The organism is Stutzerimonas stutzeri (genome assembly GCF_000952685.1).
Classification (GTDB): domain Bacteria; phylum Pseudomonadota; class Gammaproteobacteria; order Pseudomonadales; family Pseudomonadaceae; genus Stutzerimonas; species Stutzerimonas stutzeri_E.
This window is the reverse complement of record NZ_JYHV01000021.1, coordinates 85,053-108,372: the sequence shown is the minus strand read 5'-3', so window position 1 is coordinate 108,372 and position 23,320 is coordinate 85,053. Positions and strand designations below refer to the sequence as shown.

21 protein-coding genes are annotated in these 23,320 nt (G+C 58.0%); 8 read left to right on the top strand and 13 right to left on the bottom strand.

Annotated elements, in window-relative coordinates:
- Window positions 1-62: 62 nt before the first annotated feature.
- From gmd to UF78_RS13130, 8 genes are all read right to left on the bottom strand, one after another.
- A complete protein-coding gene (gmd, locus tag UF78_RS13165; RefSeq protein ID WP_045162663.1) occupies window positions 63-1,094 on the bottom strand; it encodes a GDP-mannose 4,6-dehydratase in 1,032 nt (343 codons plus the stop codon).
- A gap of 158 nt (window positions 1,095-1,252) precedes the next feature.
- The gene (locus UF78_RS13160) at window positions 1,253-2,014 is read right to left on the bottom strand and encodes a WecB/TagA/CpsF family glycosyltransferase (protein ID WP_045162662.1); all 762 of its coding nucleotides are present in this window, start codon (window positions 2,012-2,014) and stop codon (window positions 1,253-1,255) included.
- Window positions 2,004-2,888: a glycosyltransferase family 2 protein gene (locus UF78_RS13155; protein WP_045162661.1), complete on the bottom strand. Its 885-nt coding sequence runs from the start codon at window positions 2,886-2,888 to the stop codon at window positions 2,004-2,006. The genes UF78_RS13160 and UF78_RS13155 overlap by 11 nt, the downstream gene beginning before the upstream one ends.
- Window positions 2,848-4,104 carry a hypothetical protein gene (locus UF78_RS13150; RefSeq protein WP_045162660.1) on the bottom strand — a complete coding sequence of 419 codons (1,257 nt, stop codon included), beginning with the start codon at window positions 4,102-4,104 and terminating at the stop codon, window positions 2,848-2,850. The genes UF78_RS13155 and UF78_RS13150 overlap by 41 nt, the downstream gene beginning before the upstream one ends.
- A gap of 350 nt (window positions 4,105-4,454) precedes the next feature.
- Complete coding sequence (locus UF78_RS13145; RefSeq protein WP_045162681.1) at window positions 4,455-5,516, bottom strand: glycoside hydrolase family 5 protein; 1,062 nt, start codon at window positions 5,514-5,516, stop codon at window positions 4,455-4,457.
- A gap of 173 nt (window positions 5,517-5,689) precedes the next feature.
- Window positions 5,690-7,900 carry a polysaccharide biosynthesis tyrosine autokinase gene (locus UF78_RS13140; protein WP_045162659.1) on the bottom strand — a complete coding sequence of 737 codons (2,211 nt, stop codon included), beginning with the start codon at window positions 7,898-7,900 and terminating at the stop codon, window positions 5,690-5,692.
- 15 nt (window positions 7,901-7,915) lie between these two features.
- Window positions 7,916-8,353, bottom strand: coding sequence for a low molecular weight protein-tyrosine-phosphatase (locus UF78_RS13135; RefSeq protein WP_045162658.1), 438 nt, complete (start codon window positions 8,351-8,353; stop codon window positions 7,916-7,918).
- A 158-nt stretch (window positions 8,354-8,511) separates the two neighbouring features.
- Complete coding sequence (locus tag UF78_RS13130) at window positions 8,512-9,948, bottom strand: undecaprenyl-phosphate glucose phosphotransferase (protein WP_045162657.1); 1,437 nt, start codon at window positions 9,946-9,948, stop codon at window positions 8,512-8,514.
- A gap of 370 nt (window positions 9,949-10,318) precedes the next feature.
- Between UF78_RS13130 and yegS the strand changes: the two genes are divergently transcribed.
- The 3 genes from yegS to UF78_RS13115 all read left to right on the top strand — a co-directional run bounded on the left by yegS (window position 10,319) and on the right by UF78_RS13115 (window position 13,145).
- Entirely contained in the window at window positions 10,319-11,248 is a 930-nt protein-coding gene (yegS, locus tag UF78_RS13125; RefSeq protein WP_045162656.1) for a lipid kinase YegS, read from the top strand.
- Between the two features lie 134 nt (window positions 11,249-11,382).
- The gene (locus UF78_RS13120) at window positions 11,383-12,315 is read left to right on the top strand and encodes a chemotaxis protein CheV (protein WP_045162655.1); all 933 of its coding nucleotides are present in this window, start codon (window positions 11,383-11,385) and stop codon (window positions 12,313-12,315) included.
- A gap of 26 nt (window positions 12,316-12,341) precedes the next feature.
- A complete protein-coding gene (locus UF78_RS13115) occupies window positions 12,342-13,145 on the top strand; it encodes an MOSC domain-containing protein (RefSeq protein WP_045162654.1) in 804 nt (267 codons plus the stop codon).
- A gap of 82 nt (window positions 13,146-13,227) precedes the next feature.
- Here UF78_RS13115 and UF78_RS13110 read toward each other — a convergent pair whose 3' ends face one another.
- A complete protein-coding gene (locus tag UF78_RS13110) occupies window positions 13,228-15,156 on the bottom strand; it encodes a transglycosylase SLT domain-containing protein (RefSeq protein WP_045162653.1) in 1,929 nt (642 codons plus the stop codon).
- Window positions 15,157-15,425: 269 nt separating this feature from the next.
- On the opposite strand from UF78_RS13110, the gene UF78_RS13105 reads away from it, so the two are divergent.
- Together UF78_RS13105 and UF78_RS13100 are read left to right on the top strand one after the other, a co-directional pair.
- The gene (locus tag UF78_RS13105) at window positions 15,426-17,336 is read left to right on the top strand and encodes an ATP-binding cassette domain-containing protein (RefSeq protein WP_045162652.1); all 1,911 of its coding nucleotides are present in this window, start codon (window positions 15,426-15,428) and stop codon (window positions 17,334-17,336) included.
- Between the two features lie 136 nt (window positions 17,337-17,472).
- The gene (locus UF78_RS13100; RefSeq protein WP_045162651.1) at window positions 17,473-18,165 is read left to right on the top strand and encodes a DUF6901 family protein; all 693 of its coding nucleotides are present in this window, start codon (window positions 17,473-17,475) and stop codon (window positions 18,163-18,165) included.
- Between the two features lie 32 nt (window positions 18,166-18,197).
- On the opposite strand, the gene UF78_RS13095 is transcribed toward UF78_RS13100, so the two are convergent.
- Complete coding sequence (locus UF78_RS13095; RefSeq protein ID WP_045162650.1) at window positions 18,198-18,638, bottom strand: universal stress protein; 441 nt, start codon at window positions 18,636-18,638, stop codon at window positions 18,198-18,200.
- A 214-nt stretch (window positions 18,639-18,852) separates the two neighbouring features.
- Here UF78_RS13095 and UF78_RS13090 point away from each other — a divergent pair, with 214 nt between their 5' ends.
- The 3 genes from UF78_RS13090 to UF78_RS13080 are packed head-to-tail and all read left to right on the top strand — an operon-like array spanning window position 18,853 to window position 20,703.
- Window positions 18,853-19,320: a hypothetical protein gene (locus UF78_RS13090; RefSeq protein ID WP_045162649.1), complete on the top strand. Its 468-nt coding sequence runs from the start codon at window positions 18,853-18,855 to the stop codon at window positions 19,318-19,320.
- Window positions 19,321-19,378: 58 nt separating this feature from the next.
- Window positions 19,379-20,155: a class II glutamine amidotransferase gene (locus UF78_RS13085; RefSeq protein ID WP_045162648.1), complete on the top strand. Its 777-nt coding sequence runs from the start codon at window positions 19,379-19,381 to the stop codon at window positions 20,153-20,155.
- Window positions 20,155-20,703 (top strand): DUF2937 family protein, encoded by a 549-nt coding sequence (locus UF78_RS13080; protein ID WP_045162647.1) that lies wholly within the window; start codon window positions 20,155-20,157, stop codon window positions 20,701-20,703. The genes UF78_RS13085 and UF78_RS13080 overlap by 1 nt, the downstream gene beginning before the upstream one ends.
- A 49-nt stretch (window positions 20,704-20,752) precedes the next feature.
- On the opposite strand, the gene UF78_RS13075 is transcribed toward UF78_RS13080, so the two are convergent.
- Genes UF78_RS13075 through UF78_RS13065 form a run of 3 tightly spaced genes read right to left on the bottom strand, consistent with a single transcriptional unit; the run spans window position 20,753 to window position 23,275 of the window.
- Window positions 20,753-21,931: a vWA domain-containing protein gene (locus tag UF78_RS13075; protein WP_045162646.1), complete on the bottom strand. Its 1,179-nt coding sequence runs from the start codon at window positions 21,929-21,931 to the stop codon at window positions 20,753-20,755.
- Between the two features lie 47 nt (window positions 21,932-21,978).
- Window positions 21,979-22,377, bottom strand: a complete 399-nt coding sequence (locus UF78_RS13070; protein ID WP_045162645.1) for a GFA family protein — start codon at window positions 22,375-22,377, stop codon at window positions 21,979-21,981.
- Between the two features lie 52 nt (window positions 22,378-22,429).
- On the bottom strand, window positions 22,430-23,275 hold the full coding sequence (locus UF78_RS13065) for an AAA family ATPase (protein WP_045162644.1): 846 nt from the start codon (window positions 23,273-23,275) through the stop codon (window positions 22,430-22,432).
- Between the last annotated feature and the right edge of the window lie 45 nt (window positions 23,276-23,320).

Genomic DNA, 23,320 nt, shown 5'->3' with positions numbered 1-23,320 from the left:
GAGTGTGCCGGTGCCCAACTAAAGCATCCAGTACAGCTCCGCTCAGTGGGCGATCAACCTTCCTAGAACGAAAAACCCTGCTGGTTGCGGCGCAGGTCGGCGTCCACCATCATGCGGCACAGCTGTTCCAGCGAAGTTTTGGGTTCCCAGCCCAGCACGTCTTTGGCCTTTTGCGGGTCGCCGATCAACAGATCGACTTCTGCTGGGCGATAGAACTTTGGATTGACCCGCATAACGACCTTGCCAGTCGCCGTGTCGATAGCCTGCTCCTGCTCACCGCTGCCTTCCCATCGCAGTTCGGTATCGACTGCCTTGAATGCCAGGGTCACGAAATCACGCACGGTTTCGGTACGGTTCGTCGCCAGTACGAAAACGTCAGGCTCGTCGGCCTGCAGCATGCGCCACATTCCTTCGACGTATTCTTTGGCGAAACCCCAATCACGCTTCGCGTCGATGTTGCCCAGTTCGAGCACATCCAGCTGACCCAGTTTGATCTTTGCCACTGAATCGGTGATTTTCCGGGTCACGAACTCGCGGCCGCGCAGAGGCGATTCGTGGTTGAACAGGATCCCGCTGCAACCAAAGATGTCGTATGACTCTCGGTAGTTGATGGTCATCCAATGCGCGTAGAGCTTGGCGACGCCATAGGGACTGCGAGGGTAGAAGGGGGTGGTTTCCACTTGCGGAATGGCTTGAACCTTACCGAACATTTCCGAGGTGGAGGCCTGGTAATAGCGAATCTTCGGATTGACGATACGAATGGCTTCCAACAGGTTCACAGCGCCTGCGCCTGTGATGTCCAGGGTGGTCAGCGGTTGTTCGAATGAAACCCCGACGAAACTTTGTGCCGCGAGGTTGTACACCTCGGTTGCACCGCTGTTCTCAAGTAAGCGGATGCTGGAGGACAGGTCGGTAAGGTCATACTCAACGAGATGCAGATTGGGGTGTTTGTCGATACCCAGCTCTTCGATTCGCCAGAAATTTACCGAGCTGGTACGCCGAAAAGTGCCATATACGGTGTAGCCTTTTTCCAGCAGAAGCTCCGCCAGATAAGCGCCGTCTTGCCCTGTGATGCCCGTGATGATTGCTTTCATGTTCTTCCCTGTTTGAGGTTAGATTTTAGAAATTGCTCTTGCTTCGCTATTGTCTGGAAAGCAGCAGCGAAGCAGTATTCGCGAGTTTTTTTCGTTAGTTGCCGACCAACATAACGAAACGACGGTGGCATGCCCTTTGGCAGCCCTTCGATATCCGATCAAGACTCCTGCTTTGCGGGGCTGGCTTTTTGCCTCGAGCTTTTTTCCCGTAGAAAGGCGGGCACGATATACAACGCATCAATCCAATAACGTTTGGCCAGCCTGCGGGGTTCCATGCACATGCGATGAAGCCACTCGAGCTTGTATTCGCGCATCCACTTCGGCGCACGCTTGATGGTGCCCGTCGCAAAAGAGATGGACGCACCAATACAAAAGCCCATGCCAGAACGCTCATGAGACTGAGTCGCCGCGGCCAGAACTTCTCCGCGCGGCGTCCCTACGGCATACAGAACCAGTTCCGACGGGTTTTCCCGAACGAATTGCAAGCAACGCTGCACTTCTTCGGGGTTCTTGATGAAGCCCATCGGCGGGTTGTAGTGATACAGATCGATGCCGGGGTAGAGGGCTCTCAGCTTGTCGGCTTCCGACTGCAACGAACCAATCAGAACCACGCGCAAGCGATCCTTGTCGGCCCATTTGAGAATATCCAGGGTCAGGTCGCTGCCCGGAATGGCCTCGTCCAGATGCACACCCAGGCGTCCCAACAACGATAGAAGAATACGGCTGTCACAGAGCCTCCAGCGGGCTTTGGCGTACGCATCTCGGAGCTCTTCGTCATGCTCCAGTTGAACGAGGTGATCCACGTTCGGCGTTACTACAAATGAATAGGGTTGCTTAACACCCTCTCGGATGTAGCTCAATAACGTTTTCTTATTGCCGGAATAGAAATCTATTCCGAACGCATTAGTATCACTTGACACTCATTGCTACTCCCTTGAAAGCGCCCTTGATACCCGACCAGGCGAGGGTGGGATTTCTGAATTCCTTTATCGTTGTAACGGCTGAAAGCAAGAATGCGGAAGTAAGTGCGAAGAGCGGTCCATAGAATCGCTTATTGAAGCGAGTGGCCGCTCGGTTGCGATAGTAATGATAGAAAGCCGAGCGATTTCCCAGGCTGAGAGAGCCATAGTGGAACAGGCGGCTTTCTGGAATGACCTTGATCGAGATACCGAAGCGCCTGGCGCGGTATTGCCAATCCACTTCTTCGAAGTACATGAAGTAGCTTTCGTCCATCAGGCCGATCTCCTTCGTCAGCGCCGCTGAAAACGCGAGACTGCAACCCATTATGTAATCGGGGTCATGCTGGAGGTTCTGCTGCTGCAGTGCTTCGAGGCTCTGGTTTTTTCCAAGCAGGCGTGCCTTGCCCAGGATGGGGTACAGCTTTCCGCCCCCGTAACATTCCAAACGCCCGGTGTCGGCGCTCAGCACGAGCGAACCGACGAACTGGCGGTCGTCCCGCTGCAACGCTTCGAGTAACGGCGAGAAAGCATCGCTGTCGACATACGTATCGTTGTTGACAACCCAGAAGTAGGTGGGCTGGAGATTTTCCATCGCCCAGCGCAAGCCATAATTGTTGCCGCCGGCATAACCGTTATTTTCCGGATTGCAGAGCAACGTTACCTTTGCATATGCCTTGTCATCCAGCCATTGCTGGAAGGCAAGGGCTGACCCATCCTGGGAGTCGTTGTCGACGATGACGATATGATCGATTGTCGAGCAATGAGTGAGCAGGCTTTCTGCGCAGCTGATAGTTTCAGTAGCAGCTTTGTAGTTGAGAATAAGTGCGACGTTCATGTACTCGTTCCTTGCTGCGAAGATGGCGTGCGCGTAAAGCATGTACAACGAAAAGCATGACAACGATCGGTTGTGCGTATTCGAACAGGCCGCTGAGTGGCCATATCACGAAGAGCGCCAGCATGACCGCGTAATTGAAGCCCATGTCCGGGTTTATGTTGCGGGCGATGCGCTGATAAATGAACAGCGACATTGGCACCACCAGGAAGGTCAGAAACCCGAAGCGGAACATGGTTCCGATGATCCCGACGTCCGACAGGAAAAAATGTTCACCGAAATAAGGGATGAAGCCGTCCTGCCACATCAGCGAAAGTGAACCGCTGGGAAGCCAGTTGACCAGATCCAGATGATTGAATATGGCGGCGATCGTGTAACGACGCACGCCATCGTCTACATCGCCTTCAAGACTGTTTTGATAGAACTCGATGTTCAGCCCCAAGGTTTGGAGAAGTTCTGGATAGAAATAGAAGGGCGATAAGATAATACAGAGTGAAGCGGCCCATATGATGGCCTTGGCCCTAAGAGAAAAAAGCGTAAAAGCAAGGCAAAGTACAATAAGCTGGCGAGTTTGCGTTGCGAAAATCAGCGTCATGAGAAGTATCGCGGCCATGATGAGATAGAGGTTACGCGCCCGCTTGTCGCCATTGATCGGAGACTTCCCTCTCGCCCAGGTCTGAATGCAATAGAAGTAGGTAAAGCAAATCAGAAAGGGGCCTATGGAGGAGCGATCTGGACGGTCCCATGCTGTTTGCTCTGTGCGCAGATCAGGCAACAGGCCGAACTTGAAGCACCATGAAAGAAATACTGCCAGCAGCGCCGCGCCCAAGAGCGAATGCTCGAACTGGCGGGTCGTCAGTTTTTTCGCGAGCAATAAAAGAGGTGCGAAACCAAAAGCGAACAAAATTCTTCGTTCTTCGATAAGCCCGTAAGCAATGGGTTGGCCGAACGTATAGAACGAGAATATCGCCGGCAGCAGAGTAAATACCAAAACGCTATATAAGGCGTAGTACATCAGAACGCGCAATTCTCGGGACGCATCCTCTGCAGCTGCGAGCACGAGAAGCAACGATGCACCAAGGCAAACCGCCAGATAGGCTTCGTTGAGAAATTTGAATCCGATCGGGTTGTGCGTGCTATCGCCGAATACAGAGAAATGTAGAACGAGCGCCAACACCGTCAAAGGTAAATAAAAGAATCTTGAGCTGATGTTTGTCATCACCTGGGTCCTTAGGTGCTTTTCCATTGTCCAGACCAACTACGCCGCAACAAACTCAAGCCATTGAACGTTGTCGTACCGATGCTTCGATGCGTCGTCCTGGTATCGCTGTTACCGGCCTGCCTTTCATCGCGCAGCAACCGTCGGTAACCAGACTCCTTCGATAGGCGGGTCATTCGAGTTTCGCTCGCATTAATCCGCTGATGCTCGGTCGAAACGTTGGACAACCGGTTAGTGGTTGGGTTGCGTGTGATTGCCAGTTTTGCCAAAAATTTCTGACTGCCGTCACACCGCCGAGGTGCTACGCGTTTCTCCACGGCGGATACGCGGATAGGGTAGCTGGGCATCGATCAAGGCCGCGGCGTCGGTCCGTATTCCGTACAGCTATTGGCGATGTTCTTTTGCAGCACCTCCATTTGCGGCCGGTCGTTACCGTCGATGGGCTCAACGGCCAGGACGTACTTGCCCCAACCCGGGCCGCCGGCCCAATAGGCACTGGGAATGCAGTGTTCGTTGAGATAGCCGAGCAATTTATCCATGGCGACCAGCATCGACTCGGAATGGCCAGGTACGCCGTACTCACCCAAGAAACCTCTAAGGTTGTGTTCCTGCAACCACTCGACGAAAGGTCGGACTCGCTCCACCCCCAACATGGGGCTGACGGTTTCGTCCGCTGCATAGCGTCCGGAAAAGTCTTTGTCGAAGTACAGGTGACCTTCGTAAATGAGCTTGTCTGCGGGGTCTTCGATCAGAAAGTCCTCGTTCACCTTGCGCCAGTGGAAAGTGCTGGCCCAGCGGTCGCCCTCCACGAAGATCAGGGTGTTCATGTCCACCTGACGGATCGCATCGACCGCCGCCTGTGCCGCAGCTGGCCACAATCCCTTGGTGGAGTGGGGCTCGTTCATGATGTCGTAGCCCAGCAGAGCGGGGTGATCCTTGAACTCTTCGGCGAGTTTTCTCCAGACGCTAGCGTAGGCTTCGTATGGCACTTCGGGAGAGCCGATCAGGTTGCCCTTGTATCGGCCATAGTTGTGCATATCCAGAATGACTTTCTGGCCATGCTTGGCCGCGTAATCCAAAGTGCGCCTAATCAGGCGGATCTGATCGAAGTTCACGCCTTTGTATAGGTCATGTTGCACGCGCTCCCAGATGAATGGAAAGCGGATCAAACGGATATTTTTGTCCGCGTAATACTTGAAGTATTTTTCCTCCGGGTAGAAATAGTTAGTGCCGACCTTACCGGGCGTTATATGAGGTGCGAAATTGGCGCCGGACATATTGATGCCGATCAGGTCGATACCGGCGCTATTCTCGCTGGATTGAGCCTGCGCAAGCGATACACAGCTGACCAGTGCCAAGCCTGCAGCCAGCCGTATCGCGCCAAGCACGGGCGAAAGAAAGCAACGTGTCATATTTACCTTGATCTCCAATTGAACTATCTGCAACAGGGCTGGCATTGACTGCGCAACCTGCGTGCACCGTTCGCTAACGAATGCGAGCGAACGGGAACGAGTAGTCGATGCGGAGCAACGAGTGGCAAAAGCTGTTGTTCGTGAGGCCGGCATGCGGTACATGCCGGGTACACTCACTTGCTCTGATAGTCGTACTGGTAGTAGCCGTACTCGCTGTAATTCGACGCCTTGCGAATCACGGCATTGAAGATCACGCCTTTGACCAGAAGCCCGTTCTGCTCGAGGCGGCGCTTGGCGACCTCGATCTCCTTGACGCCGTTCAGGCCGTAGCGGGTAACCATCAGCGTGGTGCCAGCCTGGCTGCCGACCAGGGCGGCATCGGTGACTGCGAGGATCGGCGGCGTGTCGAAGATCACCATGTCGTACATCGTGCTGATTTCTTTGACGAAGCGAGAGAAGTTCTCGTGCATCAGCAGCTCGGACGGGTTGGGTGGCAACTGGCCGTGAGCAATCACGTGCAAGTTGTTGAGCTGGGTCTTCTGGATGGCGTCGAACAGCGTGATGCGCCCGGACAGGATGTCCGAAAGCCCTTTCTCACCCTGGCAACGCATGACTTTGTGCAGATACCCCTTGCGCATGTCGGCGTCGACCAGCAGCACTTTTTTGCCGGATTGCGCGATTACCGCCGCCAGGTTGCTGGTGACGAACGACTTACCGACGGCTGGACTGGGGCCGGTGATCATCAGGATATTGTTCTTGGCCTCGATCATGGCGAAGTGCAAGCTGGTGCGCAGGCTGCGCATGGCTTCGGTCGCCAGATCCGCCGGATCGTTGATGGTCAGCAGATAAGAAGCACTGCTTTTGTCCCGCTTGAAGTTGGCCAAACGTTTTTCCAGCGCGCCCTGCTTCTCGCTGAACGGGATTGCGGCGTACACCGGAATGCCGACTCGCTCGATCTCTTCTGGATTCTCCACGCCGCGCTTGAGCGCCTCGCGAACATAAACGAAGGCGACTGCGAGAAGGCCTCCGAGGAGGATGGCTGCAATGACGATCAGTGGCTTGTTCGGCTTGACGGGCTGATCGATGTCGGCTGCCGCGTGGTCAATGATGTGCACGTTGCCCACGGTACCGGCACGGATAATGTCCAGCTCCTGAGTCTTGTTCAGCAGCATCGAATAGGTTTCGGACGACACTTCCACATCACGGGTCAGGCGTAGCAGTTCCTGCTGGGTCGAGGGGAGGGTGCCGATCTGTTTCTCCAGCTCGGCCTTCTGCATCTGTAGCTGATTGATCTGATTCATCAGCGCCTGGAAGTTCGGATGCTGACGGGTAAAGCGGCGTTCCATCTCGGTACGCTTGAGGTTCTGCTCGGAAATCTGCTTTTCCAGATCGACGATGCGATCCAGTACCGATTGGGTTTCGGCCGAGATGTCTACCGAACGGTTGCCGGTCTGGTACTTGTTCAGCGCTGTTTGGGCGGCATCGAGCTTCTTGCGAACTTCCGGTACCTGTTCGCTGAGGAATTCCAAGCTCTGGGTCGCTTCGGCGGCGTTGCGTGCGACGTTCTGGTCCACATAGCGCTGCGCCACTTCCTCCAACACCTGAATGGCCTTGTCCGGATCGGTGCCTTCCAGGGTCACATTGACGATGCCGGACTGCTTGCCGAGCTCGCCAGCGGAGAGGCGATTCTGGTAGTCCTCGGTGGTGGCGTAGGTGCGGTTCTTGATCACCGTGAAGGTGGTACCTGGCCGCGCGTTGAGCTCGGCGACGGTAATTCCGTAATCCGGCGTTTCGACCGGTTCGCCAACCACACCCTGAGCGACCACTTCGTCGTCGGGGTCGCGCAGAATGAAGCCATTATTCTCAGCGGCTTCCAGTGTCAACTCTTCGCCATGCATCTTGTCCGGCACGATCAGCTGAGTGACACGCAGCGATTCACCGCCCCAGGCGTAGGACTCGAAACCGTCCGGGTACCAACCCAGCTCGCCTTCTTCAGTCGGCTCGAAGCGGCGATACACGAACCCGCCGATCAGGGGGAAGTAATGCGGCTCGATGTTGATGTCGAGGTTGAGCGCCTCCACCGCGCCGCCCACAACGGAGCGCGACTTGAGCAGTGCGATTTCGGTCTGTGCCGGGGAGACTGCCGGTGCGTTGCCCACCACATCGGTGAGGCTGGGCAAGCCATTCTTCGGCTCGATCTGAATCATCGCGCTGGCCAGATACACCGGCGTGGCGAGCAATGCGTAGGCGACACCTAGTGCCGCGAAGAAGCCTGTGATGGTGAGGATCAAGGCCCGATTATTGATGAGCGTGTCAAAGAGGTGGGCCAGGTCAATGTCCTTGTCCTCTTTGGTTTCGTAGATGGGGCGGGGCATGGTGGTCATTGAAGTTCCTTCTTCTTATTTCAGGTAAGGAAGCCAGCTCTCGACGGACTGCGTCAGAAGGCTGTGGACATGTTCGAATGCGGGCTTGGATTGACGAAAGGGATCGGGGATTTCCATGTTGTCTAGCCATTTACCCATCAGAAAGGTCTTGCCATGTACTTCGGGGGCTATCTGGCGGATGTGCTGGACGTGACTGTGCTCCATGGTGAGGATCAGGTCGGCCTGGTGCAGCATCTCGCTATCGACCTGCCGAGCACGGTGGGACCTGTGTTCCAGGCCGTGGTCGGCAAGCACCTCATGTGCGGTCTTGTCCATTGGATTGCCTACTAGTGCACCTATGCCTGCCGAGCTAATTGTCAGGCCTTTACCCTGGAGCCTATGCGCCAGCAACGCTTCGGCCGCCGGGCTTCTGCAGATGTTGCCGACACAGACGATCAATATGTTCTGGAACATCTCGCTTAGCCTCTCAGCCCCGAATTCCTGGACGGATGGGCATGCGTGTAGCAGAACGCAAATCTGATATTTGCTCGCTTCATTAGTTCAATCTTCCTGCTGCGCTCGCGCATGAAGTGGCGTATCGCCTTGATGGGGCCGGTCAATGCGTGCTGCAGTCAGTAGACGTCCCTATTGAATAGCAAGGCGGGAATGGTCCGGGCGAGGATGTAGATGTCGAACCAGACCGACCAGCGCTCGATGTAGTCCAGATCGAACTCGACGCGCTTTTCGATCTTTTCGAGGGTGTCGGTTTCGCCACGATAGCCATTGATCTGTGCCCAGCCGGTGATGCCGGGCTTGACGCGATGGCGCGCGGAGTATTCCGAGACGGCGTCTTCGAACAGCACGCCCGCGGCTTTGGTCGCGGTTGCATGAGGGCGCGGGCCAACCATGGACATGCTGCCGAGGAAGACGTTGAGCAGCTGGGGCAGCTCGTCAAGGCTGGTTTTGCGAATGAAGCGACCTACACGGGTGATGCGGTCGTCATCACGGGTGGTCTGGCGCTCGGCATTGGCATCCGACTTGGCGTGGTACATCGAGCGGAACTTGAACACCTCGATCAGCCGGTTGTTGTAGCCGTAGCGCTTCTGCTTGAACAGTACCGGGCCGGGCGAGTCCAGTTTGATCGCCAGGGCCAGCAACAGCATCACGGGCGCGGCGGCCAGCAGAGCCAGGCTGGAGAGGATGATGTCCTCGATGCGCTTGAACATTGGCGACCAGCCGCGCAGCGGCAGATCGGAAGCGATCAGCGTCGGCAGCCCGCCGACTTCGGTGATGCGCTTGTTGGCGTGACGGAAGGCGACCATGTCCGGGACCAGCAGCACGTTGACCGGCAGCTTGCGCAGTTCATTGATCACTTGGCCGATGCGGCTGTCGGCGAACCAGGGCAGGGCGACTAGAACCTGGGTGACTTTTTCTTCGCGGATCATTTGTTCCAGATCGCGCGTATTGCCCAGCAGTGGGAGGTCGGCCAGCGTTTTGGGCAGGCGCTCCAGGCGGTCATCAATAAAACCGAGTACGCCGGTGCGGATGTCGCGGTGATGGGCTAGATACTCGGCAACGCGCAGGCCGTTATCGGTGCCGCCGAGGATCACCGCATTTTGCAGGTATACACCTTTGGCCATCAGGCGACGGAACAGTGCAAGCATCATCAATCGCTCGGCGCCGAACAGGACGCCGCTGGCAATGAACCAGAAAGTCAGGTGCTTGGCTTCCAGGTAGCTGAACATGCCCAGCCCCTGGTGCATGAAGATCAACAGGCTGAACGCAGCAGCCCAGGCCACCAACATGGTGCGGAAGCGCAGCAGTGTGCTGAACACTTCTTCGCTATAGATACCAACCGACTGGAAAATGACTACGCTGATGACGCCGAAAAACATCAGAAAGGTACTGAAAGTACCACCGCCCGCCGGCAGTTCGAGCGGCAGAAAAAGCAACAGCAGGACGCCCGGCAAAACAGCGGTCAGTCCGTGAATCAAGCGAACGCTGGCAAGGAAATAATCAACAAAACTGGGGTGGGCGTACTCAAGGGTTCCAACGGACTGTAAGCGCATACAAGGCTCCTTCCTACGGCTATTGCTAGCTCAATACTCGTTTTGATCGCCGCGATCCGCGGTTCTGATGGCAGGCCGCTATCGCAACCTTCACCTGGACACCTGCTCCGACCGCCTTCCAGGAAATGAGTTCACCGTCAGGGTGCAAAGTGCTTAGTCAGTCGTGAGGATTAAATTCGCTGCTAAAGGGCTGATATTTAAAGGTTATGAGCAAGGGCTGGTTCCGCACCGAGCGTTTTCGGGTGCGGTCTCCTGACCGATGGTCAACGCGATGTGTCGATGGGCTTAAGTCGCGGTTGGTCCCAGACTCACAACTTTCTGGTGCCGCAGCAGGTCCTATTTGCCGATTACCGAATGGAAGTTATTGGAAATGAATGAACCCAAGGCGTTACTTGTTCTTCACGGGAAACAGGCGCTCAACGACGAGCTGCGTGCCGCAGTCAACGAATGGCGTCAATTGGGAAACGAACTGGCCGTACGGGTGACCTGGGAAGCCGGTGATACCGCACGCCTGGTGCAGGAAGCGCTCGCCGCGGGATACCGAACACTGATCGCTGGAGGTGGAGACGGGACCGCGCGGGAAATGACCCAGGCTTTGCTCGAAAGTGGTTCGGATGCCAGCCTAGCGATAGTGCCGTTGGGTACTGCTAATGATTTCGCCCAAGCCGCCGAGATTCCGCTGACGCCCTTCGAGGCGCTGACCTTGCTCAATCGCGAGCCGGTGAGGGTCGATGTCGGAGAAATGAACGGTGAAACCTTCCTCAACATGGCCACCGGTGGCTTCGGTTCCAAGGTCACTGCTACGACTTCCGAAGAGCTGAAGCGGGTGCTGGGGGGCAGCGCATATCTGTTGACCGGCTTGTCGCGCTTCAGTGAACTGCGCGCTGCCTGGGGGCGCTTTGTTGGACCTGACTTCGCCTGGGAAGGCGACTTTCTAGCACTGGGTATCGGCAACGGTCGTCAGTCTGGGGGTGGGCAACAGCTGTGTCCGCAGGCTTCGATCGATGATGGCCTGTTCGATATCTGCATCGTCCCGGCGCCTGCCGATACGGTAGGCACCTTGGGTACGCTGTTGAGCGGTGGGCTGCTGGGAATCGATACCGTTTCAGTAACCGCGCGCGTGCCATGGATCGAGGTTGAAGCGCCGGATGAGATCGACATCAACCTTGATGGTGAACCCTTTGCAGCGAAGCGTATGCGCTTCTCGGTGAAGCGTAGGGCGTTGCGACTGCATCTTCCCGACGGCAGCCCGTTACTGCGGGATGAGCCACTGCCTCGAGCTGATGGCGAGCCCGCCTGACCGCGGCGTACCCACTACCGGCTGATCAATCAGGTGGCTCGCTGCGGGCCGATAAAATACTTGTTCCGATAATAAAGCGCGAAGCTTTGCGGCCGATAGCTTGTTACATCCCTTATTCGCAAGGAGCCCGCATAATGGCCGGCATTCTAGAGTCAGTCGATCAACGCACCCGGTTGGTGGGGCAAAATCGTCTGGAAATCCTCATGTTCCGGCTCTCGGGTCGCCAGCAATTCGCGATCAACGTGTTCAAGGTCCAGGAGGTGGTGCAACTGCCGAAGATGACGCTGATGCCACACCGGCACGGCTCGGTCTGCGGCGTCGTCAATCTGCGTGGCCAGACGCTCCCGGTGATCGATCTATCGCGTGCCATCGGGCTGCGCCCACTGGTGCCGGATGAGCGCAGCACCATCATCGTGACCGAGTACAACCGCTCGATTCAGGCGTTTCTAGTCGGTGGCGTGGACCGCATCCTCAACCTCAACTGGGAGGAAGTGTTGCCGCCACCGACCACGGCGGGACGCCAGCATTACCTCACGGCGATCACCAAGGTCGACGATAAGCTCGTCGAGGTCATCGACGTGGAAAAGGTGCTGGCCGAAATCGTCCCGTACAACACCAGCATCGCGCCCGAACGTCTAACCGATCCGTTGCTCGAGCGCGCCAGGGGGCGTGAAGTGCTTTGTGTCGATGACTCAACCGTCGCACTGGCGCAGCTGCGCGAGACCCTCAGCCAGCTCGGCATCACCGTACATGCCGCCAGCGACGGCATGAAAGGGCTGAACCGGCTCAAGGCGTGGGCCGATGCGGGAGAAGTGCTCACCGATCGCCTGCTGATGGTGTTCACCGATGCTGAAATGCCGGAGATGGACGGCTACCGGCTCACTACTGAAATCCGTAACGATCCGCGTCTGCGTGATCTGTATGTGGTGCTGCATACGTCCCTTTCCGGAAATTTCAACCTGGCGATGGTGCAGAAAGTCGGCTGTGACAACTTCCTTTCCAAGTTCCAGCCGGAGAAACTGGTGGATGTCGTCCGAGAACGCCTGTTGCTGGACGAAACTCGCTGACCCGTCCATCTGATCGAGGCACCCGCATGCACCTTTCCTCGTTGTACCGTTTTCCGCTCAAGTCCGGTTCCGCTGAGTTGCTTGAGGAGGGGCGATGCGACGAGCTCGGTCTGAGCGGCGACCGCCGCTGGATGGTGGTGGATGCGGCGACTGGAAAATTCCTGACACAGCGAATACTGCCGCAGATGGCATTGCTGACCGCGCGCTGGCAGGGCGAAACGGCGCTATTGATGTGCGCCCCCGGCATGGAGACGCTGCGGGTACCAGTGCCTGGCCCGGACAGCATGATGCGCGGCGTGCTGATCTGGCGCGAGACCCTGCGGGCACCTGATGCCGGTGATGCCGCGGCGGCCTGGCTGACGCGCTTGCTCGAACGCCCGTGCCGGCTGGTGCATCTGCCAAACGCGCTGGGCATCCAGATCGACCAGGACTATGCCCGACCTGGCGAGCTGACCGGATTCAGCGATGGCTTTCCCTTCCTACTGATCGGCCAGCGATCACTTGACGATCTTTCTGCACGGGTGGGACAACTGCTCGACGTGCGACGGTTTCGGCCGAATCTGCTGATCGCCGACTCGGCCCCCTACGCCGAGGACGGCTGGCGGCGCATTCGTATTGGCGATATGGAGTTTCGCGTAGTCAAGCCGTGTTCGCGCTGCATCATCCCGACCATTGATCCGCTCAACGGTGAGAAGAGCCCGACCCGTGAGCCACTGGCTACGCTGATGAACTACCGAAAGGGGGATGGCGGGGTGTTTTTCGGACAGAACCTCATCGCCGAGGGCACTGGCGTGCTGAAGGTGGGCATGCCTGTGCAAGTGCTCGAATAGGTTCGGATAGCAAAACCGCAGCGCCGCAGAATGGGGTGCGTCCCCATCGTGCGGCCGGCATTTTTAAGGCCTGCCATCGCCATCACTGCCCTTCGAAATAGCGCTCGTGCCACTCGACCAGGGGCTGTGGTGCGTTGAGCTTCTGTCCGTAGATCACCGAGTAGGTCAGCACGTTCTGCACGTACTGGCGGGTTTCATCGAACGGGATATTTTCGACCCAGACGTCGAACGGCAAATGTTCGGCGTTCTTCAACCATTGACGAACCCGCCCGGGACCAGCGTTGTAAGCGGCTGAGGCGAGCACCCGGTTGCCTTTGAATTGACCGTAGATCTGACTGAGATAGGCGGCGCCCAGCTGGATGTTGACATCGGGATTGAGCACCTGTTGCGGTGATGAAAGCGGGATGCCGAAGCGTCTGGCGGTTTCCTTCGCGGTGGCCGGCATCAACTGCATCAGTCCCGTGGCTCCGACGTGCGAACGGGCGTCGGCCATGAAGGCGCTTTCCTGGCGTGTGATGGCGAACACCCAGCTTGGATGAATCTCCCGCGCTTTAGCTGCCTTCACCAAGCTGTTGCGATGGGCCATGGGGAAGCGAATGTCCAGATCGTCCCAATACTTCGCCTGGCTGATGGTGCGAATGGCCGGGAAGTACCATTCCATCTCGTAGGCTAGCCGTGCTTGCGCGACCAGCTCTTCACGGCTGAACAGCCGACTGACGTGGTACCACTCCCGGCGCCCATCGACGATCTGCCCACGCGCATGGAATTCCATAGCACGGCGGATACCCGCGGTGTTACGGACCTTCTGAATCAACTTTGGATCCAGCGCAAGTGGCTGATGGTTGAGCTTGTAAGGCGCTTGGATGCGGTCGGCCGAGAGGAATCCATAGAAGTCGCGCTCGCTGGCGACCGGCCGGTAGAGCTGAATGGTTTGTTCGTCATTGGGCTTGGCCAGCTCCCGACTGCGTGCTTTCCAATAACGCCAACGGTTGCTGTTGGCGAGCTCCTCGGGAAACCGTTGGGTCAGCGCGTAGGCGTCGTCCCAGCGTCCCAGGCGCAACAACAGGCGGGCCCGCCATTCGCTGACGGTATCGTCACGCAGCTCGGGATCGTACTCGGCCATGACCTTCAGTGCGCGTGCATCGAAGCGCTTGGCCAGGGTGAGACCAATCTGGCGAGCGATCGCGACCTTTTCGTCCGTTGAGAACGACAGGCGCCTGGCGTATGTCTCAAGCAGCCGGAGGGCCTTTTCCGGATCCTTGCGTGCAAGCCGGCGCAGGCCGATCGAGACGATATCGCCCATCGTCTGCGTTGGCGTCATGAAGCGGCCCGTCTGATCAAGCATCTGCGGCTTCTGCGCGACATCGATCAGCAGTTCGCCCTGCGCTTTCAGCGTCGGCAGGCTTTTGGTGAGGAAACTGGCGAGGCCGTAGTTACCGTTCTCGACCGCCAGTTTGGTGCGCTTCCAACGTAACTCTTCGGTGAGTTGTCCGGCGGCTTCCCAGCGGTCGAATAGCGCATCGCATGCGTTGTGCTGTGATTTACCAACCAGCCAGAGCCGCTCGGCGGTCTCGTAACCTTGTTTCGTCTGTCCACTGGCGAGCTGGTATTGGCCGAACAGGCAGTCCAGTTCGGTGAAGTTCATCTTCGGATCGTAGTGCGCGACGAAGGGCCGCCAGTCGCCGCGCGCGGCGAGCAATCGCAGCCAACGCAGTTTCATCCAGCTGGCCTGGGGCAAGTCGCCATGCTCAGCCAGAAACTTCTCGACTTCGTCATTGCTGGCGGACTTCAGCCGTGCCGTCAGCTCGTCATAAGCCAGGTAAGGTTCTAGCGGGTAGTCTCGCAGCGCGCTGGCGTAGCGCCGATACGGGCCGCTGTCGCCCTTGGCCAAGGCTCGCTTGGCTTCGTCGTAATACTGCCGTTGCTGCTGAAGGCTGGCGGCTTGAGCGGTTTCGAGGGTGACGGCAGTGAACAACAGACAAAAACAGATACTGGAGAGTCGACCGCGCATGAGACTTCCGAAGACGGGGGCATGAGGGATTGCTGCGCTAGCTTAGCTTGGCCGCGCTGGCAGTTAAACGAGGATTAAGCTGTTGAAACCAACAAACTAGTACGTTCCGACGAACGTACGATAAGCCAGATGTGGCGCGCCTGGGACGCTGGCGGAATCATGATGGCTGGTTGTGGATGAAGCCCTCGGACGCATGCCCGCAAACGCGGTGACGTCCGTCTGACAGGCGCATTCTGCTAGACTGCGCGCCCTGTTTTCCGGAGGTAGTCATGACCCTGCTCAAGTTGACCAATGTGTCCCTCGCCTATGGCACCAATCCATTGCTCGATGGAGTGTCCTGGCAGATTGCGCGGGGTGAGCGGGTGTGCATCATCGGCCGCAACGGCACCGGAAAGTCCAGCATGCTGAGTCTGGTCAAGGGCAGCCAGTTGCCCGATGACGGCGAAATCTGGCGCGCGCCGGGGCTGAAGATCGGCGAGCTGCCGCAGGAGCTTCCGCTCGCTGACGAGCGCACCGTGTTCGACGTGGTAGCCGAAGGCTTGTCCGGCGTCGGTCAGTTGCTTGCCGACTACCATCACCTCAGCCAGAACATCCAGAACGAAGCCGACTTGGACAAGCTGATGCATGTCCAGCAAGAACTCGAAGCCAAGGACGGTTGGCGTCTGCAGCAGCTGGTCGATAGCACCTTGAGTCGTTTGCAGCTGCCAGCCGACAAAACCCTCGCCGAGCTTTCCGGCGGCTGGAGGCGGCGCGTTCTGCTGGCTCAGGCGCTGGTATCGGAACCCGATCTGCTGCTGCTGGACGAGCCGACCAACCACTTGGATATCGGCGCGATTGCCTGGCTGGAAGAAGCGCTGACCGGTTTTAACGGTGCGGTGCTGTTCATCACGCATGACCGTGCGTTCCTGCAGAACCTGGCGACTCGCATCCTCGAGCTCGATCGAGGCCACATGATCGACTGGAACGGCGATTACGCCAGCTTCCTGGTGCACAAGGAACAACAGTTGGCGGCTGAAGAAACGGCCAATGCGCTGTTCGACAAGAAGCTTGCGCAGGAAGAGGTGTGGATTCGCCAAGGCATCAAGGCCCGCCGTACTCGTAACGAAGGCCGTGTTCGTGCACTCAAGGCATTGCGAGCCGAGCGCAGCGAACGCCGTGAGCATCAAGGCAAGGCCAACATCCAGGTCGACGCAGCGGAGAAATCCGGCAAGCAGGTCATCGTCGTCGAGCATGCAAGCTTCGCTCATCCGGGCGGCGAGCCGTTGATTCGCGATTTCTCGATGGTGCTGCAGCGTGGCGATCGGATTGGTTTGCTCGGGGCCAACGGAACCGGCAAGACCACACTGCTCAAGCTGCTGTTGGGCGATCTGCAACCCACCAGTGGCACGGTTGAGGCGGGGACCAAACTGGAAGTGGCGTATTTCGACCAATTGCGTCACCAGCTGGAACTGGAAAAGACTGTCATCGACAATGTCGCCGAGGGGCGCGACTTCATCACTATCGACGGCCAGAATCGCCATGTTCTCAGCTACCTCGGTGACTTCCTGTTCAGCCCGCAGCGGGCCCGCACGCCAGTAAAGGCACTGTCTGGCGGAGAACGGGCACGCCTCTTGCTCGCTAAACTGTTCAGTAAGCCGGCCAACTTGCTCGTACTGGACGAGCCGACCAACGATCTCGACGTGGAAACCCTCGAGCTTCTCGAGGAGGTTCTACTCGGGTTCCAGGGCACGGTATTGATGGTCAGCCATGACCGGGCGTTTCTCGATAACGTGGTCACCAGTACGTTGGTTTTCGAGGGTGACGGGGTCGTTCGCGAATACGTCGGCGGCTACCAGGACTGGCTGCGGCAAGGCGGCTCGGTAAAACTGCTCGGCGTAGCCGAGACGAAGGAAGCCAAGGAAGCGAAAGTCGAAACACCGCAGAGCAAGCCCGCGACACCCAACGCCGAACCTGCCCCGGCGAAGAAGAAACTCAGCTACAAGGTCCAGCGCGAACTGGAGGCGCTACCGGGAAAAATAGACGCAGTCGAAAAAAACATCGCCGCGTTGCAAGCCGAAATTGCGCAGCCGACGTTCTATCAGCAGACTGCGGAGCATACTGGCGAAACGATATCGCGTCTTGAGGCGCTGCAGGCAGAACTCGACGAATTGCTGGAGCGCTGGGCCGAGCTGGAAGATTGAAGCGCACGCGTGGTGGAAATCCCCCGTTCTGTCCAGCACATCTCTCGATGCCATAGATCAGCCCTTGATGTTCCGCATGGCGTGACCCGGACACCAAGACTAAACGACACCTGTCAGCATTCCAGACGGAGCTTAGATGGCAATTGATTACCGCATCGTCCTGGACGACGAGCATGAGTTCAGCTACCGGATCGAGCTGGACCGCGTCTACGATCACGAGGCTGCCAGTCAGGCACCCAAATGGACGCGCCTGGATCATCAGCAGTGCAACAATTGCCCACTGAGTCGGGACAGCTTCAGCCATTGCCCCGCCGCGGTGGACCTGCACCGGGTCATCGAGGACTTCCAGGGCCTGCCTGCGGTGAAGAAAGCGCAAGTGCGAGTGCGTACGCCGGAACGGGAATACAACAAGCTGGTAGGGCTGGAGGAGGGGTTGCGTGCGCTGCTCGGCGTTATCATGGCTACCAGCGCGTGCCCGGTGCTGGGCAGGCTCAAGCCGATGGCGCATCAGCATCTGCCGTTCGCCAGCAATCAGGAGTTCGTGCTGCGTGCGGTCTCGCTGTATCTGGCCCGGCAGTACTTCAATTTACGTGAAGGACGCCATGCCGACTGGGAGTTGCGTGGCCTGGTGCGATCTTTCCAGCAACTGCAGTTGGTCAATCAGGCGTTCTGGCAGCGAATCCACGACACCTGTCACGGCGACTCCAATCTAAAGGCTTTCCTGACGTTTTTCTCCATGGCAACCAGCCTGACCTATTCACTGGAGACCCAGTTGAAGAAAATCAGACCGCTGGTGATGAGCGCCGGAGAGGGGCCGGAGATGGCCTGAGCCGCCAGGGCTCAGGCGCAGAATCGGTGAAGTTACTCGGCCTTGGTCAGCCGAACAGCAAGCACGTCGCAGGGGGCTCCGTGAAGAATGTCATTGGCGGTAGAGCCGAGCAGCAGCGCCAGACCATGACGGCCGTGACTGCCGACAACGACAAGATCGCAACCTTGTTCCTTGGCCAGCCTGTGTATCTCCTGACGGGGCTGTCCGTAGGCTAGATGACGCTGCTCGACAGTCAGGCTGGGGTAACGCTCAGCGAACCCGGTCAAGCGCTCACGGGCCTGGTCGAACTGCTGCTGCTGCAGCATCGATAGATCCATCGGCACGTCACCGCCGAAGGCCATGGCCATTGGTTCGATGACGTGGACCAAGGCTAGTTTTGCGCCGCTGGCGATGGCCAATGCCTCGGCGCGTGCTACGACCGGGTGGCATTCGTCGTTCAGGTCGGTAGCGACCAGAATATGCTGGTAGGTCATGATGGCTCTCCTGATGTGTCCGTGTGACAAGTATGGCTTCTCGGCACGCTACTGGCGCTTTCCGGCCCTTTTTTGTTTTCAGCGTTTATACGGCGTTACATGGATGATGACCAGCTTGTCATTGCATTGCGAACTGGCAGCCGGCAGGCTCGCCACTGTTATCATGCGCGGCATTACACGCCGGTGAGCACACTGCCTTACACACGAGATCGTCATGTTCCTATTCGCCAATGATTACCTACTCGCCTGGACAGCTTATGGAGTGGCTGCACTGGGAGCTCTGCTGGTGTGGTTCCGTGTCACGCGACCCCTGTGGCGCTGGCTGCGCGAGCCGCTGCGGCTGATCGCAGCCGTACTGCTACTGACACCCACCATCGTCGATCCCACTCGGGAACTGTTCGCGCCGGCTGTGGCGATCACCGCGCTGGATCTACTGTTCAAGGTCGGCAACAACGCCTGGCGTGCAGTTGCGGATTTGGCACTCTACGGGCTGATCGCATTCGCGCTATACGCAGTATTGGTGGCGCTGCGCTGGCCGATCGAGCGCCGGCTCGGGCGGCGGCGCACAGCATCTGCAGCAGAGGAGGACGCTCGTACCTTGCGGGAGCGGCTCGAGGATGACGAGCAGGTGGACTACCGCCCCTCCAATCGTTACCAGTCACGGACCGAGCCCAGGTTATGAGCGAGTCGACCGGCTAATACCGGGCACTCGGAACACAAGAGATAGCGGGAGATCATGCATGTGTGAACTGCTCGGCATGAGCGCCAACGTACCGACCGACATTCATTTCAGCTTCACGGGGCTGATGCAGCGCGGGGGGCGCACCGGGCCACACAAAGATGGTTGGGGCATCGCTTTCTACGAAGGCCGTGGTCTGCGTCTGTTTCAGGATCCAGTGGCCAGCTGCGAGTCCGAAGTGGCGAAGATGGTTCAGCATTACCTGATCAAGAGCGAAGTGGTGATCGGTCATATCCGTCACGCCAACGTCGGCAGGGTCGCTCTGGTCAATACCCATCCCTTCGTGCGAGAACTGTGGGGGCAGCATTGGTGCTTCGCCCATAACGGTCAGCTCGCTGATTTCAGTCCTGCGCGTGGTTTCTACCAGCCAGTCGGCGATACCGATAGCGAGGCGGCGTTCTGCGATCTGCTTAGCCGGGTGCGCAGCGTGTTCCCCGACCGCGTGGCTGCCGAGGACCTGCTCCCTGCACTGCTCGACGCCTGCGCGGGCTACCGTGCCAAAGGCGTATTCAATTGCTTGCTGAGCAACGGTGAATGGTTGTTCAGTTTCTGCAGCACCAAGCTCGTGCAAATTACTCGGCGCGCTCCCTTTGGCCCGGCACAACTGAAAGATGCCGACCTGACGGTCGATTTCACCGTTGAAACAACGCCGAATGATGTCGTTACCGTATTGGCAACCGAGCCATTGACTGATAACGAGCAGTGGCAAGTTCACCAGCCGGGCGAATGGACGCTCTGGCGTTTGGGCGAGTGCGTTGCGCGCGGGCAGGTGCAGTGATGCTACGAAGCTATTTGCGACTGACGGTGTTCGCCCTTGGCTTGCTGATTGGCGTCCAGGTGCCGGGCTTTATTCAAGCATATGAACGTCACGTCGAGGCGCGCCGGATCGAAGCGCAGCAGGGGCTGCTGGGCTTTCAGGAAACGGCCGGACGGTTCTTCGAGGGCAATTTGAATGCGCTGGTGGAGCACTATCGTGCCAGCGATGATCCAGTTATCCAGAGTGATGCACGCAGTGTCGCGGCGCTCGTGGAACGCGCACGCCTGCTCGATCGTGAGTGGCGAATCATGCAGGGTCCCTGGTATGCACAAGCCTGGCATGTGTTCTTCGGGGCCGACCAGGCCATTCGCCATCAGGTCTGGAGCAGTTACCGCTTTCAGGTCCTGCTGGCGCCCGAGGCGATCGCTTGGGGGGTCGGCTGTGCATTGCTGTTGGCCTGGATTGCCGAGAGCATTTTTCTGCTGATCCGCCGATTGCTGTTTCCGCAGCGTCGGCCACGTAATGTGCGTCGCGTCGCTCGCTCGGGTCGTCCAGGTGATAATGCATAGCGAGCCCAGGCGGGTTCGCTATGGCACCGTGACGGTGATCGGTTGGCTGCTATTTCGCCAGAAATTTCATCCCTTCTTCCAGACCGCTCAATGTCAGCGGGTACATCCGATCCTCCACCAGCTCGCGGATGATCCCTGTGGATGAGGTGTAGCCCCAGGTGTCCTTGGGGTAGGGATTGATCCAGATGAGTTTCTTGTACTTGGCCATGAAGCGCTGCATCCAGACGTAGCCCGCTTCCTCATTCCAGTGTTCGACACTGCCACCGGGTTGGGTCACTTCATAAGGCGCCATGGCGGCATCGCCGACAAATACCACTTTGTAATCAGGGCCGTATTTGTGCAGCAGGTCGAGTGTCGAGGTGCGCTCGGAGGTGCGGCGGAAGTTGTTCTTCCAGACCGACTCGTAGATGAAGTTGTGGAAGTAAAAATACTCCAGGTGTTTGAACTCGGTTTTGCAGGCGGAGAACAGCTCTTCGCAGACCTTCACGTGAGCGTCCATCGAGCCGCCGATGTCGAACAGGATCAGCAGCTTCACCGCATTACGTCGTTCCGGGCGCATCTGGATGTTGAGTAGCCCGCCGTCTCGAGCGGTGTGGTCGATGGTGCCATCGAGGTCCAGCTCGTCCTGCGCACCTTGACGGGCGAATTTGCGCAAGCGGCGCAGGGCGACTTTGATGTTGCGAGTGCCCAGTTCGACCTGATCGTCGAGATTCTTGTATTCGCGCTGGTCCCAGACCTTCACCGCCTTGCCTTGACGCTTGCCAGCATCACCGATGCGAATGCCTTCGGGGTTGTAGCCACCGGAACCGAACGGGCTGGTGCCGCCGGTGCCGATCCATTTGTTACCCCCGGCGTGCCGTTCCTTTTGCTCTTCCAGGCGCTTCTTGAATTCCTCGATCAGCTTGTCCAGCCCACCGAGGGACTCGATCTTGGCGCGGTCTTCATCGCTCAGCGAGCGTTCGAATTCCTTGCGTAGCCATTCTTCTGGAATCAACGCCTCAATGTGTTGATCGAGGTTTTCCAAGCCCTTGAAGTAGGTGCCGAAGGCGCGGTCGAACTTGTCGAAGTGGCGCTCATCCTTGACCAGAATGGCCCGCGACAGGAAATAGAATTCGTCCATATCGGCGAAAATCACGTTGTGTTTCAACGCGTTGATCAGGTCGAGCAGCTCGCGTACCGACACCGGCACCTTGGCGGCGCGCATTTCATTGAACAGGCCAAGCAACATGGCAGAACCTCGGGCGTACCGTCATCACGGCACCTTGCGTTTGGTGGTCAGAGGTCTTCGTCGTGTTCCGCGAGCCCGTCGCTGATCTCGTACCAGTCCGCCTTGGAACCGACGAAAATGTGCTCCTGGGGCGGGACGGGCAGCGAAGAGTCGAGCGTGCCGGCAGCGACGCCGACCTCATGCTCTCGGTTATCGACGAATTGCAGATTGGATCCGCAGCGAATGCAGAACGTCCGCGTCACATGTTCGGAGGAGTGGAAGACGCCCAGCTGATCCTTGCCGGAGAGGAAGTGAAACGCTTCCAGCGGCACGCTCGCGTAGGTCGCGAATGCAGCCCCGTGCGCCTTGCGGCACATCTTGCAATGGCAATGGGTGAGCTGGTTGATCGGTGCGTCGATGCGATACCGCACGACACCGCAGAGGCAACTACCGGTATGCGTTTGCATGGTTCTTCCTCCAGTGTGTGAGGTGGTCGGCTCCGCTTGGAGCCGCCGCCGTTCAGCGGCTGGCGCGACGACTCATGAATGCCAGACGCTCAAGTAATTGCACGTCTTGTTCGTTTTTTACCAGGGCTCCAGCCAGGGGCGGAATCGCTCGGGTCGGATCACGTTCGCGCAGCACGGCTTCACCAATGTTGTCGGCCATCAGCAACTTGAGCCAGTCGACCAGTTCGCTGGTGGATGGCTTCTTCTTCAACCCGGGTACCTTGCGAACATCGAAGAACACGTCGAGGGCTTCGGCCACCAAGTCCTTCTTGATGTTCGGATAATGCACGTCGACGATCTTCTGCAGCGTTTCCCGGTCAGGGAAGGCGATGTAGTGAAAGAAGCATCGGCGCAGGAAGGCATCCGGCAGCTCCTTTTCGTTATTTGACGTAATGATGATGATCGGGCGCTGCTTGGCCTTGATGGTTTCATTGGTCTCGTAGACGTAGAACTCCATCTTGTCGAGTTCCTGCAGCAGGTCGTTGGGGAACTCAATGTCCGCCTTGTCGATTTCATCGATCAACAGAATGACGCGCTGTTCGGACTCGAACGCCTCCCACAACTTGCCCTTCTTGATGTAGTTGCGTACATCGTGCACCCGGTCTGAGTCTAGCTGCGAGTCACGCAGGCGGCTCACCGCGTCATATTCGTACAGGCCCTGATGGGCCTTGGTAGTGGACTTTATGTGCCAGGTGATGAATTTCGCACCGAATGACTCTGCCAGTTGCTCGGCGAGCATGGTTTTGCCGGTGCCCGGCTCGCCTTTCACCAGCAACGGGCGCTCCAGTGTGATGGCTGCGTTGACCGCCAGTTTGAGGTCGTCGGTGGCGATATAGGATTGGGTGCCTTCGAACTTCATCAGGATTTCCTTGATCGGGCCTGGCACGCAGGCGCTTCGTGTTTG